A 15,998-nucleotide genomic window follows, 5' to 3' on the forward strand; every position below is an offset into this window, starting at 1 on the left:
CGACCCGCGGCTACCCGCGGCGGTCGAGCAGCCGCCCGAGCAGGTCGGTGTCCAGGGCCCCGTAGCCGGTCCTGCTCCACGCGCCCAGGTCGAGGTGGAAGTAGTGGGTGGGACGGCCGTCGGCCACGAAGTCCAGGACGTCGGCCGGCTCCCGGCCGGCCTCGAGGGCGGACGCGCAGCGCGCGCAGGCCGGCACCTGGACCGCCGTCGCGCCGTCGTGCCACGGTGCCGTGGCGACCGGTCCCTCGTGCAGGGGGTTGAGGTAGCACCCCGGCGACGGGCTCCACCCGCGTCCCCGCACCGCCGCGTCCAGTGCGGCCCGGCCCCGGCCGGCCAGCACGATCGCCCCGACCGCGTCGGCGGGGGAGTGCTCGCGGTCGAGGATGCGCCGGGCAACGTCGTAGTGGTCCAGTGCGGCCTGCCAGGCCGGCAGCGAGGCGGCGCGGCGGGGGTCGAGGTGGGCGGCGTCGACGGCCTCGCCGAGCGCGAGCACGTCGGCGTGGGCGCGCGCCTCGTTGCGCCGGTCCTCGGCGGCGCGGACGGTGCTCAGCACCGCCGGCGGCAGGGTGAAGGGCGATCCGTCGGCGGTCGGGAGCGCTGCGGGTGCGCGCCGGCGGCGTACGCCGATGACCACGGCGACGGCCACGACCACCACCGCGACCAGGACGCCCACGACATCCGTCCCGGCCCCGGCGTCGTCGCTCGGCGCGGCCGGGACGGTACCGGTGCCGCTCTCGGTGCCGGTGTCCGTGCCGTTCATCTCGTCGTAGAGCCGGTCGGCGTCCCCGGACTCCACCAGCTCCAGGGCCCGCAGCGTCTGGGCACCGAGGTCGTCGGGGTGCTCGGCCTGAGCGACCGCGGAGGCGGTGAAGAGCCCGTCATCCTTGGGGTAGGAGACGAGCTCGAGGCGGTACGGCTCGTCGCTGATGCGTGGCTGCGGCACGACGTAGATGCCCGAGCGGTCGGTGTCGTCCCGGATCATCCCGGCCAGCTGCCCAGGGTCCCCGTCGGTCAGGTCGCGGTGGTCGAGCTCGACGAGCGCGACGTACGTCGGGGTCGAGGCCTCGGCGACCGCTGCCTCGAGACGTGCCTCCTGTGCGGGTGAGACCTCAGCGCGCAGCTCGGGCGCGACCCAGACCCCGTCGTCGCCGAGCTCGGCCTCGATCTCGCGCAGCAGCGGCTCGTCGATCCAGGTCATGACCGGGCCTCCAGGGCGTGCCGCGAGCGGGCGGTCACCAGGGCGCCCAGGAGACCGAGCACGAGCAGCAGCCCGAGGTAGCCGATGAGCGCGAAGATCAGCCCGGCCGCGAGGGCGCCGAGGGCACCGCCCCAGTCGTCGGAGTCGGGCCGGGGCTCCCCGGGCCGGGCGGCCTCGGTCTCCGCCAGCTCGGTGACCACCCGGGTCAACGCGGCGGCGGGCCGGCCGGTCCCGTCGGCCTCGATCCTCGGCTCCTGGTAGCCGAGCGCCGCGAGTACGGGCGGGCGCCCCGGCGACAGGACCGCGTAGAACCCCTCGCGGAAGACGCCGGCGCGCAGCTGGTCCATCGCGCTCTCCGGCTGGGCGTACCCGGCGTGCCACGTCTCCTCCCACCAGACCACGAACAGCGGCACCGGTGCGTCGGCGATGATCTCCTCGATCTGCTCCACCTCGTCCGCGTCGAGCTCCCCGCGCAGCTCGGGGCCGACGTGCAGACCGGTCTCCTGCACGGCGTCGATCGCGGCCTGCACCCGGTCGCCCGGCGTGGCGGCGGCGGCCGCGGCCAGGACCGCCTGGTCGTAGGGGTGCGGCTCCGGCGTCGGGTGGTGGCCGGGCACGGCCCCGGCGAGCAGTCCGGCGCCCAGGGAGACGACGAGCGCGAGGCCCGCGGTGGCCGGTCGCAGCCGGCGGCGCCCGGTCACCGGAGCCGCCGCTCGCCGGCGACCTGGCGGGCCAGGTCGGCCAGGTCCGTGGTCAGGCTGCCGTACCCGGTGCGGGCCCACACGCTGTCCTCCTCGTAGTAGGGCCGGAGCCGGCCGCCGTGCCCGACCATCAGGGCGGTCGGCGGCTGCTCGCCGACGAACGCGCGGTGGCACGCGGCGCAGACCGGGACCTCGATCTCGGCGTCGCCGAACCGCCACTGGGCGACCTGCTCCGCGGCGCCGTGCAGCGGGTTGACGAAGCAGGGCCGATAGGAGTCTGCATAGGGGTCCGCGCTCAGGAGGGCGTGTCGCCCGGCGTGGACCAGCACCAGGGCGCCGACCACGTCGCGCACGTCCTCGGAGCGCAGCAGCGGTTCGGCCGTCTCGCGGGCCAGCGCGGCCTGGACCTGGCCCGGCCCCGCGGGGGCGCCGACGAGGGCCTCTGCCAGGTCGGTGAGCCCGGCGTCGGCCTCCTCGCGGACCTCGGCGAGGTCCGGGGGCAGCACGACGGGCGCGGGGACCTCGCGGACCGGGGCCAGGAGGCGGCGCCAGCCCGGCCAGCCGCGCATGGACTGCAGCAGCACCGCCAGCAGCAGGCCGGCCACCAGGGACCCGACCATCCACCGCTGGGTGGGGTGCCAGTCCACGGGCGGCGCCGGCCTGGCGTACTCCTCGGACCAGGCCGGGGACTCATAGTCCGGCAGCGCATGCTCCCGGGCGACGAGCTCCTCGACGGTCTCGTCGTCGAGCGTGGGTTCCTGCCAGGGCCTCTCGTCGTCCGGCCCGGCCGGCTCGGCCAGGGCGGTGCGCAGGATGGTCTCGACCTCGACCGTGGGCGCCAGGATGCTGACTCCGGCGCCGTCGGTCACCGCCCGCCGGTCGATGTCGGCCTGCAGGGCGAAGTACGTCTCGTCCCACTCGGTACCCACCACCCGGAAACCGGTGACGGCCTCCCGGGTGGCGACGACGTAGAGCCCCGGCTCGCCGACGCGACGGCTCAGCGCGGTGGCGAGGTAGCGGCCGGAGTCGATGCCCGCGTCCACCTCGGGCGGGCTCTCGATGATGGCGACGTAGGTGCGGAACGGCACCTGCTCCACGAGCCGGGTGATCCGGTCGAGGGCTCCGGCGGTGTCCCCGCCGCCGAGGGTCTCGTGGACGATGACCTGGTCCTCGCGCAGCGCCTCGGCGAGCGCCTCGACGGTGTCCGGATAGGGGACATCGGCTGAGATCATCTGTGCCCGGGACCGCTCAGTCCGTGGTCTCGCGGTCGGTGGCGCTCACCGCGTCGCGGTGCGCCGCCGGCGCCTGGGAGGACATGGCGCACACGCTAGCCGGGCGCCCGGCCCGGCAGGTCACGAGGTCTCGGAGTCCACCGCCGCCCGGCCGGTCAGCGGGTCCCGCGGGACCCTCGACCCCGCAGGGCCGTCAGCAGGTCCGGCTCCAGGGCGCCGTACCCGGTCGAGGCCCAGGGCTCGGCGTCGGTGGCGAAGTAGTGCACCGGCTCGCCGTCGCGGACCACGTCGAGGATGTCGGGCCGACGGCCCGCGGCGAGGTCCTTGCCGCACTGCGCGCACACCAGTACGTCGAGGGCGCGACCGGCGTCGTCGAGCTTGCGCCGGGCGCCGGCGCGGCCGTGGAGGGGGTTGAGGAAGCAGGGCGCGTCGGGGGAGAAGGCCCGGCTCCGTCCGGCGGCGTCGAGGGCGGCCCCGCCCCGAGCGGCCAGGACGATCGCCCCGATCACGTCCAGCAGGTCCGGCGACGCGGCGGGGTCGCGGCCGAGGACCCGGCGGGCGGCGTCGTAGTGGTCCAGCGCCGCCTGCCAGGCGTCGGCGTTCGCCGTCCTGGTCAGCTGGGTGCCGTCGATGCGCTCGCCGAGCGCGAGGACGTCCTGCTCGGCGCGGGAGCGCAGCCGTGCGTCGTCGGCGCTGCGCACCCGCTCCAGCACCGAGGGCGGGAGGGTGAAGCGCGGCTCGGGGCGGCCGCGAGCCCCGGCGGGGCGGCGTCGGCGCCGGATGGCCAGGGCGGCCAGGGCGCCGACCACGAGCGCGGCCACCACCGCGCCGACGATCACGGGACCGCCGGCCCCGTCGCCGTCACCACCGTCGGGGCCGGGAGCCGTCGTGGTGGTCTCCGGTCGGGCCTCGTAGGCATCCCGGGCCTCGGCAGCCTTCGCCGGGACGGTCCCGTCGGCGATGGCGGTGGTCAGCTCGACCAGTCCGGCGCCGACGTCCTCGGGGTGCAGCCAGTGCGCGATGCCATAGGCGTTGTAGGGCAGGTCGAGGCGGCCCTCGTCCCCGGTCCACTCCTTGGACTCCAGCGAGTACTCCCCGGTCGAGAAGATGTAGGTGGGGGCGACGAACCAGCCGGGGGTGCCCAGGTCGTCGTGCACCCGGGTCAGCATGTCGCCGGCGTCGCCGCTGAAGACGTCGCCGTCCTCGAGCGCCCGGACCACCACGTGCACGGGCACGTCGATGCGGGCCACCGCGGCCTCGATCGCCGCCTCCTCGGCGGCGTCGACGTGCCGGGCCATGCCGGGGCCGATGTGGACGCCGTCCTCGCGCAGGTCCGCGACGATCTCGGTGACGGGGTCGGTCTGGGTCATCGGGTGCCCTTCGCGAGGGGTCGGGGGCGGTTGCGGAAGGGCCGGCCGGTGGCTAGCCGGGCCAGCCCGGTGAGCAGGTAGGCGCCGGCCGCGACCGGGGCCGCGACCATCAGCAGGGCCGCGGCGATCCCACCGCCGACCCCGCCCCAGTAGTCGTTGGACTCGGCGTCCTCGAGGACGCCGTCGGCGGGCAGGCCGCCGATGAACTCGCTGAGTCGGGTCTCGGCGTCGCCCAGCGGCTGGAGGTCGGGCACCTCCCAGCCGAGCCGCTGGTCCTCGGGGACGCCGACGCCGACGTCGTCCGGACCTTGCCAGACGATGTAGATGCCCGGCTCGCCGAGCTCGGTGGCCAGCTGGTCGGGCAGGGTGAAGGAGTACGGCTCCGGGCCGGCCTGCATGCTCGCCTCCCAGACCAAGATGTGCACCGGCACGGGCGCGGCTGCGATGAGCTGCTCGAGGCGCCGTTCGCCCTCGACCGAGACCATGTCGCGACCGTCGGGCGCGACGTACACGGGGTCCTCGCGCAGCGCGGCGATCGCCCCCTGCACCCGGTCGCCGGGCTCGCGCGCGGTCTGCTCGCCGCGCTCGTCGACCAGGTGGACGCCGAGCGCCGCACCCCCGAGGCCGAGCAGACAGGCGAGCCCGAGGTCGACGGCGTGCCGCCCGGTCAGCTCGACCCCGCCCCGGGCGAGGTCGAGGAGGTTGTCGGTGGACGCCTTCTTGGCGTTGGCGTGCGTCCGCCCGGGGTGGCCCGAGCGGGTACGGCGGGTGCGGGCGCTCATCGTGCCGCCTGCCGGTCCTCGAGCACGGCGCGCCACAGGTCGTCGCTGATCGCGCCGAAGCCGGTGCGCGCCCAGACGTCGTCGCCCTCCCAGTAGGGCCGCAGCCGCCGGAAGCGGGTGCGCACCTGGAGCGGGTCGGCCAGCTCGGGACGCGACTGCGCACGGCGGCACCGCTCACACACCGGCACCTCGACCTGGTCTCCGCCCCCGGCGGCCGTCACCCGGGCGCTGGCCTCGCCGTGCCAGGGGTTGAGGAAGCACGGGCGGTACGGCGTCTCCGGGTCCTCGAGGGCCCGGCGGGCGGTGCGGACCAGGACCAGGGCGCCCAGCGTCGCGAGGAGGTCGGCCTCGTCGTCGGCGCTGGAGTCCAGCAGGGTGCGGGCCGCGGTGCGTGAGCCGTCGAGGCGCTGCTCGCGGGCCGGATCGGTGAGCGCCGGCGAGACGGTGACCGAACGGCGCAGCAGCGCCCGGTCGAGGTCCGCCAGGTCCTTCTCGGCGCGGCGGCGCACGTCGTGGACGGCGGGTGCGGCGCGGTTGGCCGGGCCGGCGCCGGGGGTCGTGCCCCGGGGGACACCCGCGGCCACCGGGGTGGCCGGGGCGAGCTCGCGCCAGCGGGCGATGGTGCGCAGCACGAACCAGGCGAGGATCGCCACCCCGACGCCCAGCCCGGTGGCGACCACCGCGTAGGTGCCCTCCGTGGGTGCGCTGATGTCCTCGCTGAGGGTGCTGCCGCGGTCCACCCAGAGATCGCCGGTGCGGTACTCCGCGACCTGGTCACCGGGCAGCGGCTCGGCGTCGTTGAGGGCGGTCGCGACCAGCTCGGCCGCCTCGCCGGCGGCGCTGGAGGTCCGCTCGCCGTTCTCCGGCGCCGCGTTCACGGCGTAGATGTCCCACTTGCCGGGGACCTCGGCGCCGTACGTCTGCCACCCCAGGTGCCCGACGACCGTGTCGACGGCCACGACGTAGAGCCCGTCCTCGCCGATCTCGGCGTGCAGCAGGGAGGCGAGCTCCTCCTCGGGCTGGTCGTCGGCGAGCCCGCCTGGCCGCTGGACCAGGGCGACGTACACCGGGAAGTCGGCCCCGTCGATGAGCTCGGTGAGGGCGTCGTCGACGGCGTCGCGCTGCCCGTTGCCCATGATCTCCTGGACGATCACGGGGTCCTCACGCAATGCGGCGGCGAGCCCCCCGACGCTCCAGGTGGGGGCGTCGAGGGGCTCGTCCTCACGCGGCTGGGGTGCCGGCGGGAGGGAGCTCACCGCCGGTCACTACCCGAGAGGTGGATCGCTCAGTCCTTGATCTCGCAGATGACCTCGCCGTTGCTGACCGTGGCGCCGACCTCGGCCTTGAGGCCGGTGACGGTGCCGGCCTTGTGGGCCTTGAGGGGCTGCTCCATCTTCATCGCCTCCATGACGACCACGACATCGCCCTCGGCGACCTCCTGGCCCTCCTCGACGGCGAGCTTGACGATGGTGCCCTGCATCGGGCTGGTCACGGCGTCGCCGCTGACCGCCGCGCCGGACTTCTTGCCGGCCGCACGCTTCGGCTTCTTGGCGCCGTTGGCCGCGCCGCCGCCACCGATCGAGCCGAGCCCGCCGGGCACGACGACCTCGAGCCGGCGTCCGCCGACCTCGACGACGACGGTGTGGCGGTCCTCGGCCTCGGGGGCCTCGGGGGTGTCGCCGGCGTACGGCTGGATCTGGTTGTCGAAGTCGGTCTCGATCCAGGTCGTGTAGACGTCGAACTTCTCGCCGTCACCGATGAACGCCGGGTCCTCGACCACGGTGGCGTGGAACGGGATGACGGTGGGCATGCCGTCGACCTTGAACTCGGCCAGGGCGCGGCGCGAGCGCTCCAGGGCCTGGGTGCGGTCGCGGCCGGTGACGACGAGCTTGGCGATGAGGGAGTCGAACGAGCCCGGGATGGTCTCGCCCTTCTCGTAGCCGCCGTCGACGCGGATGCCGGGGCCCTGCGGCGGCGCCCACTCGGTGAGGGTGCCGGGGGCCGGCATGAAGTTGCGGCCGCCGTCCTCGGCGTTGATGCGGAACTCGATGGAGTGGCCGTGGATCTCCGGGTCGTCGTACCCGAGCTCCTCGCCCGCGGCGATGCGGAACATCTCGCGGACCAGGTCGATGCCGGTGACCTCCTCGGAGACGCAGTGCTCGACCTGGAGGCGGGTGTTGACCTCGAGGAAGGAGATGGTGCCGTCGGCGGCCACGAGGAACTCGCAGGTGCCGGCGCCGACGTAGCCGGCCTCGCGCAGGATCGCCTTGGAGGAGGTGTAGAGCTTCTCGACCTGCTCGTCGGTCAGGAACGGCGCGGGCGCCTCCTCGACCAGCTTCTGGTGGCGGCGCTGCAGCGAGCAGTCGCGGGTCGACACGACGACCACGTTGCCGTGGGAGTCGGCCAGGCACTGGGTCTCGACGTGGCGCGGGCGGTCGAGGAACTTCTCGACCAGGCACTCGCCGCGACCGAACGCGGTGACGGCCTCGCGGACGGCGGACTCGTAGGCGTCGGGGATCTCCTCGAGCGTGCGGGCGACCTTGAGGCCGCGGCCGCCGCCGCCGAAGACCGCCTTGATGGCGACCGGCAGGCCGTTGGCCTTGGCGAACTCGACGACCTCGTCGGCGTCCTTGACCGGGTCCTTGGTGCCGGGCGCGAGGGGCGCGTTGGCCTTCTGCGCGATGTGCTTGGCCTTGGCCTTGTCACCGAGCGCGTCGATCGCCTCGGGCGAGGGACCGATCCAGATCAGCCCGGCGTCGAGGACGGCCTGGGCGAACTGGGCGTTCTCGGCGAGGAAGCCGTAGCCCGGGTGCACCGAGTCGGCGCCGGACTTCTTCGCGACCGCGATGATCTTCTCGATGTCGAGGTAGGACTCGGCCGGGGTCGCGCCCTGGAGCGAGTGGGCCTCGTCGGCCATGCGGACGAACACTGCGTCGCGGTCGGGCTCGGCGTACACCGCCACGCTCCCGATCCCGGCGTCCTTGCACGCGCGGATCACCCGGACTGCGATCTCACCGCGGTTGGCGATGAGAACCTTCTGCAACGGCTTGCTCTCCGGCACCTTTACTCCTGGTCGTCGTGACGCGCTCGATGTCTCCGCGCGGCAGGCTACCTCCTGCTCTCTCGCGGCTTCGGGATGGTCGCATCCTGAACCGTCCCCGCGCCGACCATGCCCGGTCAGCGGGAGACCCACCCCTCGGTCGAGTCGAGACTTCTGACGCCTTGAGTCGAGGGTTCTGACCACGTACGTCGCCACAAGGGCCGACTCGCGCAACCACACGGGCCGACTCGGGCAACCACACGAGCCGACTCGGCGGTTAACAAACGCTAACCGGAGGGCTAGTCTGCCGAGATGAGCACCGGATTCGAGCTGTCGCGTGAGCACGAGGAGTTCCGTCGCACCGTGCGGGAGTTCGCGGAGGCGGAGATCGCGCCGTACGCCGCGCAGTGGGACCGCGAGCACCACTTCCCCGTCGAGGTGGTGCAGCGGATGGGCGAGCTCGGCCTGTTCGGGCTCACCGCCCCCGAGGAGTACGGCGGGGCGGGGGAGGACGGCGACTTCACCAGCCTCTGCGTGGCGATCGAGGAGATCGGGCGCGTCGACCAGTCGCTGGGCATCACCCTCGAGGCGGGCGTCGGACTCGGGATCAACCCGATCCTGACCTTCGGCACCCCCGAGCAGAAGCAGACCTGGCTGCCCGACCTCGTCGCCGGGCGGCGGCTGGCCGGCTTCGGGCTCACCGAGAACGGCGCCGGCTCCGACGCCGGGGCGACCCGCACCCGGGCCGTCCTCGAGGACGGGGAGTGGGTGATCGACGGCGCGAAGCAGTTCATCACCAACTCGGGCTCCTCGATCACCAGCCTGGTGACGGTGACCGCCCGCACCGCGGTGACCGGGCCCGGCGAGCGCCCGGAGATCAGCACCATCATGGTGCCGGCCGGCACGCCCGGCTTCACCGCCGAGAAGGCCTACGACAAGCTCGGCTGGCACGCCTCGGACACCCACCCGCTCACCTTCGAGGGGGTCCGGGTCCCGGAGGCCAACCTGCTCGGCGCGCGCGGCCGCGGCTACGCGCAGTTCCTCGCCACCCTCGACGACGGCCGGGTCGCGATCGCCGCGCTCGCGGTCGGCTGCCTGCAGGCCTGCCTGGACCTGAGCGTCGCCTACGCGCTCGAGCGCGAGACGTTCGGCGGGCCGATCGGTCGCAAGCAGGGCGTCGCCTTCCAGATCGCCGACCTCGAGGTGATGCTCGAGACCAGCCGGCTGCTGACCTACCGGGCGGCGGCGATGAAGGACGCCGGGGCGCCGGTCGAGCAGTTCAAGCGCGCCGCGGCGCTGGCCAAGCTGCACGCCACCGAGTCGGCGGTGAGCGCGACCCGGATCGCCACGCAGGTGTTCGGCGGCTACGGCTTCATGGAGGAGTACCCGGTCGCCCGCTTCTACCGCGACGCCAAGGTGCTCGAGATCGGCGAAGGCACCTCCGAGGTGCAGCGCATGCTCATCGCCCGGGGGCTCGGCCTGCCGGTGGAGTGACCGGGCCGCGGCGGCGCCACGGAGCGCTCGCGCGCTGCGCCGCTCACCAGGGCTGTGTGACCATGCTGTATGCCCCGCTCCCGCGTGCTCGCCATCGTCCAGGCCGGAGGCTCCGGCGGTCGTCTCGACGTCCTCACCCGTGAGCGGGCCAAGCCCGCCCTGCCATTCGCCGGCTCCTGGCAGCTGGTCGACATACCGCTGTCCAACCTCGCCCACAGCGGGATCACCGACGTCTGGCTGGCGGTCCAGTTCCAGGGTTCGTCGCTCGAGGAGCAGGTCGCCAACGGCCGGCCCTGGGACCTCGACCGCAGCCACGGCGGGCTGCGCCTGCTGATGCCCCAGGAGGGGACCGGCACCGCGGACGAGGAGGGCTTCGCGCAGGGCAACGCCGACGCGCTGTACCGGATCCGCGACCAGGTGCGCGCCGCCGCCCCCGACGAGGTCGTCGTGCTCAGCGCCGACCATGTCTACCGCCTCGACTTCACCGACGTGCTCGAGACCCACCGGCGGGCCGGGGCCGAGTGCACGGTGGTCACCACCGCCGTGCCGCCGGGCGACCGCGCGGCGGACCACGCCGTCGTCCAGCACGACGAGGACGGCCGGGTCACTCGCATCGACTACAAGCCCGAGGACCCCGCGGGCGACACCATCGCGACCGAGGCGTTCGTCTACGACCGCGAGGTGCTGATCGAGGTGCTCGAGGAGCTGCACCGCAACCTCACCCACGAGGCCGAGGAGGGCGACACCGGGCTCGGCGACTTCGGCGAGCACCTGGTGCCCCGCCTCGTCGAGCGCGGCCGCACCGTCGTGCACTCCTACGACGGGTACTGGCGCGACCTCGGCCAGCCGCACCTCTACCTCCGCGCGCACCGTGACTTCCTCACCGAGGACCACGGGGTGCTCGACGATCCCGAGTGGCCGATCCTGACCCGCCAGCCGCAGCGCACCCCGGCCCGGGTGCTCGACGGCGGGGTCGTGGTCGACTCCCTGCTGAGCCCTGGCGTCCAGGTGTCCGGGACCGTACGCCGCAGCGTGCTCGGGCCGGGCGTCGTCGTCGAGGCGGGCGCCGAGGTCTGCGACAGCGTGCTCAGCGCGGACACCGTCGTGCGCGCCGGCGCCCGGGTGGACTGGGCGATCCTCGACAGCGACTGCGAGGTGGAGGCGGACGCCGTCGTCGAGGGAGCCGGGGAGGCTGCCCTCGACGACCCGGACCTGATCACGCTCGTGGGCCGCGGGTCGGTCGTCGGCCGCGGCGTACGCCTGGAGCCGGGCAGCCGCCTGGAGCCGGGGACGACCGCCTGAGCGGCCCCGGCGCGGGCCCGGGCGGGGCGACACGGGTGCCGGGGCCGTGCCCCGGTCCCGGCCTTCAGTAGCCTGTCGCCCATGTCGAGCCGCTGGCGCCGCTACCTGACCGAGGCGGGTCGCTTCCTCGCCGTCGGCGGTCTCGCCACGCTCGTCGCGCTGGTGCTGTTCAACCTGCTGCTCCACGGCTTCGGGTCCGGGCGCGTCGCGCTGCTGGAGAGCCAGCCGATCCTGGCCTACGTCCTGGCCAACACCGTCGGCATGGTGGTGAGCTTCCACGGCAGCCGCAACTACGCCTTCAAGGACCGCTCGGTGCGTCCCGCGGACGGCGGCATCTCGGCGTTCGTGGTGATCAACGCGGTCACCATGCTGCTCCCGATCGCCTGCCTGACGATCAGCCGCGAGGCGCTCGGGCTCACCGACCCGGTCTCCGACAACGTCTCCGCCAACGTCATCGGCCTGGTGCTGGGCATGGCCGCCCGGTTCTTCCTGTTCCGCACCTTCGTCTTCCGCCGCCCGCTGCCGCTGCCGGGCGAGGAGCGCGCCGCCGTCAGCGCCCCGGCCGGCTCGACGGCAGGCTCTCCGGTCGGTGCCCCGGTCAGTGCCGCGGGGTCGTCCACAGGCGCACCCACGAGTGCCCCAGCTGGGCGAGCAGCTCCCGAAGCACAGGCAGGCTGAGCCCGACCACGTTGTGGTGGTCGCCCTCGATGCCGGTGACGAAGGCGCCGCCGAGACCGTCGATGGTGAAGGCGCCCGCGACGTGCAGCGGCTCGCCGGTCGCGACGTACGCCGCGATCTCCTCCTCGCTCACGTCGGCGAAGTGGACGGTGGTCGAGGCGAGGGCCGTGGCCGTGCGCCCGGTGGCGGTGTCGCGCAGGCAGTGACCGGTGTGCAGCACGCCGCTGCGCCCGCGCATCGCGCGCCAGCGCCGGGTCGCCTCCGCCTCGTCGGCGGGCTTGCCGAGCGCCTCGCCGTCGAGCTCGAGCACCGAGTCACACCCGAGGACGAGTGCGTCGCCCGGCACCTCCGGGCGTTCCGCGACGGCTGCGCACTTCAGCTCCGCCAGGCCCAGGGCGAGGTCGGCGGGGGACAGGTCCTCGAGCTGGGACTCATCGACCCCGGAGACGATCACGACCGGGTGGACCCCGGCGCTGCGCAGGGTCGCGAGGCGGGCGGGGGAGGCGGAGGCGAGGACGAGGGTGGTCACCCGCCGGAGGCTACTGGGCGACGCCGAGGGTGACGTGGGTGAGCCCGGCCAGCGCGGTGCCGTCCTGCGCGTGCTCGGGGGCGCCGATGGAGAGCAGGACGTTGATCAGCATCCCGCGCGCCACCAGGTCGCGCACCTCCTCCTCGCTCCATCCGCCGCGGCGCAGCGTCTCGTGGATGCGCCCGAGCCCGGCCCGGGCGACCGTGGCGATGCGCGGGACGTGGCCGCCGGCGGAGAAGCCGTGCATGGTGACCTGGAGCAGGTCGCGATCGCGCACCAGGGCGGAGTACGCCGCCCCGAGCCGCTGCGGGGCGTTCGCCGGGGTCGGCTCGGTGCCGGTGGCCGCGGCCGGGGCCACCTGGTCGACCACCTGCTCGAGGGTCGCGGACACCCGCTCCAGGGCGCGCTCGAAGACCTGGAGGAACAGGTCGAGCTTGGTGCCGAAGATCCGCACGACGTACGGCTGGGAGACCCCCGCCTCGCGGGCGATCGCGTCGGTGCTGGTGGCGTTGTAGCCGCTGCGCGCGAACGCCCGGGTCGCGGCCTGGAGCACCAGCTCGCGCCGGTGGTCGGCGCTCATCCGTGCGGTCACCCGCGGCACGCTAGCAGCGCACGCAGACCGGCCCGACGATGTTGTGCCGACTCCGCGGAGAGCCCGCGGTGCGGTCCGCGCCGTGGTGCCCGCCCGCCCGCCCGCCCGCGGCGCGGCACCGGCCCCGGGCCATGATGACGCCCGTGAGACTTCGAGGCCGTTCCTCCCGGCCGCTGCGTACGACGGGGCCGGCCCGGCTGCTGACCTGCGTGCTGGCGGGCGTGCTGCTGCTCGCCGGCTGCGGCGGCGACCAGGTCGACCCCCGCGAGGACAACCCGTTCGCGGCCCGGGCGCTGCTCGTGGACACCGGCTCGCGGACGGCCCAGGCGGCCGCCGCCGCGGAGGAGGCGGGCGCCACCCGGCGCGCCGAGGTGTTCCGCCGGCTGGCGGAGGTGCCGCAGGGGATCTGGCTGACGCCCGAGCGCACGCCGCCGGGCCGGGTCGGGGAGTACGTCGAGGGGGTGGTCCGCGCCGCCGAGGACGCCGACCGGCTGCCGGTCCTCGTGGTCTACGGGATCCCGGACCGCGACTGCACGGGCGGCCACTCCGCGGGCGGGCTGGACGCCTCGGGCTACCTGCCCTGGGTGCAGGAGATCGCGGACGCCGCCGAGACCGGAGAGGTGGCGGTCGCGGTCCTCGAGCCCGACGCCCTCGCCTCGGCCCGGGACTGCCCGGACCCGGACCAGCGCGTCGGGCTGGTGCGTGGGGCCGTGGAGGTGCTGGCCGAGGCGGGCGTCTCGACGTACCTCGACGGGGGCCACTCGCGCTGGCTCGCGCCGCGCGAGATGGCCGACCTGCTCACCGACGCCGGGATCGAGCAGGCCCGCGGCTTCGCCACCAACGTGTCGAACTACCAGCCCGACGACGACGAGCTCGCCTACGCGGAACGGGTCAGCGCGCTGGTGGGCGGGGCGCACTACGTCATCGACCGCGGGCGCAACGGCGCCGGCGCCGGCGAGGAGTGGTGCAATCCGCAGGGGCGCAGCCTCGGCCTGGAGCCCGGCCTGGTGCCCGGGGACGGCGGGCTGGACGCGTATCTGTGGGTGAAGCCCCCGGGAGAGAGCGACGGGACCTGCAACGCGGGCCCGCCGGCCGGCGACTTCTGGCCCGAGCGGACCCTCGAGATGGCGGACCGCTCGGGCTGGTGACCGGGGACGGCCGGTGATCGACGTGACCCCTCGATGCGTTGCTACGCTCCAGCCATGACTGGGGGAGACGCCGACTGGACGGCCGTGATCATCGAGGACGACCCGGATGTGCGTGATCTCATCGACATCGTGCTCACCCAGTCGGGCTTCCGCACGATCGTGGCCGAGGACGGCCCCGACGGCGTCGAGGCGGTACGCCGCCACAACCCGCTGCTGACCACCCTCGACGTGAACATGCCGGGCATGGACGGCTTCGCCGTCGCCAAGCGGCTGCGCGAGTTCAGCAGCACCTACCTCATCATGATCACCGCGCTGGCCGACGAGATCGACGTCGTGCAGGGCTTCGAGGCCGGCGCCGACGACTACCTCGTCAAGCCGTTCCGCCCCCGCGAGCTGCGTGCTCGCGCGGACTCGATGCTGCGTCGCCCGCGCACCCGCCAGGAGGTCCCGGCCGCCTGGGCTCGGAGCGAGCCCCCGGTGGCGCCCAAGCCGGTCGAGAAGCTCTCCTGGGCGGCCCGCGCCGCCCGCGACCTCGGTCAGGGCAGCCCGCTGTCCCCGCTCGGCGCAGGCGAGCCCACGCCGCCCGCCGCGGCGCCTGTCGCCCCCGCCGCCGTGGTCGCGCCCCCTGCGCCGGTCGCACCCGCGCCGCCCGTGGCCGCGCCCGTCGTCCCGCCTGCCGCTCCCGTCGCGCCGCCCGCCCCGGTGGCGCCGGTCGTCCCGCCCGCGCCGGTTGCCGCCCAGTCCCCGGTCGCCCAGTCCCCGGTCGTCCAGTCCCCGGTCGCCCCCGCGGCGGTCGCCTCGGACGGGTGGCTGCGCTTCTCCGACCTCGCGCTCAACCCGGAGACCGGCGTCCTGACGCTCAAGGGCGGGGTCGTCGACGTGACCCGCACCGAGCTCGACCTGCTGGTCTCCCTGATCGGCACCGGGCGCCGGGTCCGCAGCAAGGCCGACCTGGTGCTCACGATGCGCGGGGAGCAGTACGTCACGTCGTACTTCGTCAACGAGGCCGACAAGCGCGCCGTCGAGACCCACATCGCCAGCCTGCGCCGCAAGCTCGGCGACGACGGCGCCACCGCGCGCTACATCGAGACCGTGCGTGGCGTCGGCTACCGGATGGCCGAGCCGGTCTGAGCCCGGCCGCCGCGCCGCCCCGTCGGGGTGGCGCGGCCGGCAACCGGTGACTGGCGGGCGGCGCTCAGTTCGCGTTCACCGGGATCTTGGTCACCGCGGTGCGCTCGGTGGACTCGAAGATCGCGATCGGCACGTTCTGGCGGATCTCCCTCTTGTAGAAGGACTCGCTACCGGCCTCGTCCTGGATCCACACGGTGGCGGTGAAGCTGAGGGTCAGGCCGCGGGTGTCGAGCGACATCGGGCCGATCCGCTGGTTGCGCAGCTCGAAGGCGCCCTTCGGCGAGGTGATCAGCATGCCGCGCTCGGTGGCCACCGGCTCGGGGTCGAAGGTGATCGCGCGGGCGGAGGCGTCGAGTCGGTAGGGCTTCTGCGTGCGGCCGTTGCCCACGGTCGTGGTCCGCGAGGTGACCTTGATCCGGTCCAGGTAGACCTTGCGCTTGGTGGCGAACGGGTCGCGCAGGCGGCGGTCGAGGTCGTAGGCCTGGAAGGTGAAGGAGAAGAACTTGTCGCCGCGCGGGAACCACTCGTTGGTGCGCGGCGTCGACTTGGTCGGCCACAGCGTGTAGACGAAGTCCATCCCGTCGACGTCGATGTGGGACTGGAAGGTCCCGTCGCGGGTGAACTGGGAGTCGAACATCTTCTCCACGGCCGACGGCTCGGCGGTGGGGACCTGCTCGTCGTCCGGGGCGAGCGCGTCCCAGACGGCGCAGGAGCTGAGCAGGAGGGCGAGCACGCACATCAGCACGGCGTACGACGTGGTGCGAGCGCGGCGGGATCGGGTCTGCACGGGAGTCCTTCGGT

The 15,998-nt window shown here is 74.4% G+C and carries 15 protein-coding genes; 5 read left to right on the forward strand and 10 right to left on the reverse strand.

The features are described from left to right. Nucleotides 1-10 precede the first annotated feature (10 nt). The 7 genes from HOQ23_RS02780 to HOQ23_RS02810 all read right to left on the reverse strand — a co-directional run bounded on the left by HOQ23_RS02780 (nucleotide 11) and on the right by HOQ23_RS02810 (nucleotide 8,344). Complete coding sequence (locus HOQ23_RS02780; protein WP_172211682.1) at nucleotides 11-1,198, reverse strand: hypothetical protein; 1,188 nt, start codon at nucleotides 1,196-1,198, stop codon at nucleotides 11-13. Beyond that, entirely contained in the window at nucleotides 1,195-1,899 is a 705-nt protein-coding gene (locus HOQ23_RS02785) for a hypothetical protein (protein ID WP_172211684.1), read from the reverse strand. The genes HOQ23_RS02780 and HOQ23_RS02785 overlap by 4 nt, the downstream gene beginning before the upstream one ends. Then, nucleotides 1,896-3,131 (reverse strand): hypothetical protein, encoded by a 1,236-nt coding sequence (locus HOQ23_RS02790; RefSeq protein ID WP_172211686.1) that lies wholly within the window; start codon nucleotides 3,129-3,131, stop codon nucleotides 1,896-1,898. The genes HOQ23_RS02785 and HOQ23_RS02790 overlap by 4 nt, the downstream gene beginning before the upstream one ends. Nucleotides 3,132-3,286: 155 nt before the next feature. Further along, nucleotides 3,287-4,501, reverse strand: a complete 1,215-nt coding sequence (locus HOQ23_RS02795) for a hypothetical protein (RefSeq protein ID WP_172211688.1) — start codon at nucleotides 4,499-4,501, stop codon at nucleotides 3,287-3,289. Next, nucleotides 4,498-5,283, reverse strand: coding sequence for a hypothetical protein (locus tag HOQ23_RS02800; protein WP_172211690.1), 786 nt, complete (start codon nucleotides 5,281-5,283; stop codon nucleotides 4,498-4,500). Before HOQ23_RS02800 ends, HOQ23_RS02795 begins: the two co-directional genes overlap by 4 nt. After that, on the reverse strand, nucleotides 5,280-6,539 hold the full coding sequence (locus HOQ23_RS02805; protein ID WP_172211692.1) for a hypothetical protein: 1,260 nt from the start codon (nucleotides 6,537-6,539) through the stop codon (nucleotides 5,280-5,282). Before HOQ23_RS02805 ends, HOQ23_RS02800 begins: the two co-directional genes overlap by 4 nt. A 29-nt stretch (nucleotides 6,540-6,568) precedes the next feature. Next, complete coding sequence (locus HOQ23_RS02810) at nucleotides 6,569-8,344, reverse strand: biotin carboxylase N-terminal domain-containing protein (RefSeq protein ID WP_172211694.1); 1,776 nt, start codon at nucleotides 8,342-8,344, stop codon at nucleotides 6,569-6,571. Nucleotides 8,345-8,635: 291 nt separating this feature from the next. Between HOQ23_RS02810 and HOQ23_RS02815 the strand changes: the two genes are divergently transcribed. The 3 genes from HOQ23_RS02815 to HOQ23_RS02825 all read left to right on the forward strand — a co-directional run bounded on the left by HOQ23_RS02815 (nucleotide 8,636) and on the right by HOQ23_RS02825 (nucleotide 11,797). After that, the gene (locus HOQ23_RS02815) at nucleotides 8,636-9,817 is read left to right on the forward strand and encodes an acyl-CoA dehydrogenase family protein (RefSeq protein WP_172211696.1); all 1,182 of its coding nucleotides are present in this window, start codon (nucleotides 8,636-8,638) and stop codon (nucleotides 9,815-9,817) included. Between the two features lie 69 nt (nucleotides 9,818-9,886). Continuing rightward, nucleotides 9,887-11,119, forward strand: a complete 1,233-nt coding sequence (locus HOQ23_RS02820; protein WP_172211698.1) for a glucose-1-phosphate adenylyltransferase family protein — start codon at nucleotides 9,887-9,889, stop codon at nucleotides 11,117-11,119. Between the two features lie 81 nt (nucleotides 11,120-11,200). Then, entirely contained in the window at nucleotides 11,201-11,797 is a 597-nt protein-coding gene (locus HOQ23_RS02825; RefSeq protein ID WP_172211700.1) for a GtrA family protein, read from the forward strand. Here HOQ23_RS02825 and HOQ23_RS02830 read toward each other — a convergent pair. Together HOQ23_RS02830 and HOQ23_RS02835 are read right to left on the reverse strand one after the other, a co-directional pair. Then, complete coding sequence (locus tag HOQ23_RS02830; protein WP_172211702.1) at nucleotides 11,718-12,326, reverse strand: Maf family nucleotide pyrophosphatase; 609 nt, start codon at nucleotides 12,324-12,326, stop codon at nucleotides 11,718-11,720. The two genes, HOQ23_RS02825 and HOQ23_RS02830, sit on opposite strands and share 80 nt — an antisense overlap. Before the next feature lie 10 nt (nucleotides 12,327-12,336). Beyond that, the gene (locus HOQ23_RS02835; RefSeq protein WP_216653558.1) at nucleotides 12,337-12,918 is read right to left on the reverse strand and encodes a TetR/AcrR family transcriptional regulator; all 582 of its coding nucleotides are present in this window, start codon (nucleotides 12,916-12,918) and stop codon (nucleotides 12,337-12,339) included. Between the two features lie 143 nt (nucleotides 12,919-13,061). On the opposite strand from HOQ23_RS02835, the gene HOQ23_RS02840 reads away from it, so the two are divergent. Both HOQ23_RS02840 and HOQ23_RS02845 read left to right on the forward strand, forming a co-directional pair. Next, the gene (locus HOQ23_RS02840; RefSeq protein WP_172211704.1) at nucleotides 13,062-14,066 is read left to right on the forward strand and encodes a glycoside hydrolase family 6 protein; all 1,005 of its coding nucleotides are present in this window, start codon (nucleotides 13,062-13,064) and stop codon (nucleotides 14,064-14,066) included. Between the two features lie 54 nt (nucleotides 14,067-14,120). After that, nucleotides 14,121-15,197, forward strand: a complete 1,077-nt coding sequence (locus HOQ23_RS02845; RefSeq protein ID WP_172211706.1) for a response regulator transcription factor — start codon at nucleotides 14,121-14,123, stop codon at nucleotides 15,195-15,197. Between the two features lie 64 nt (nucleotides 15,198-15,261). On the opposite strand, the gene HOQ23_RS02850 is transcribed toward HOQ23_RS02845, so the two are convergent. Next, entirely contained in the window at nucleotides 15,262-15,984 is a 723-nt protein-coding gene (locus HOQ23_RS02850) for a hypothetical protein (protein ID WP_172211708.1), read from the reverse strand. Nucleotides 15,985-15,998 lie beyond the last annotated feature (14 nt).

The sequence above is a fragment of the Nocardioides sp. zg-DK7169 genome (assembly GCF_013155365.1).
In the GTDB taxonomy this organism is placed as follows: domain Bacteria; phylum Actinomycetota; class Actinomycetes; order Propionibacteriales; family Nocardioidaceae; genus Nocardioides.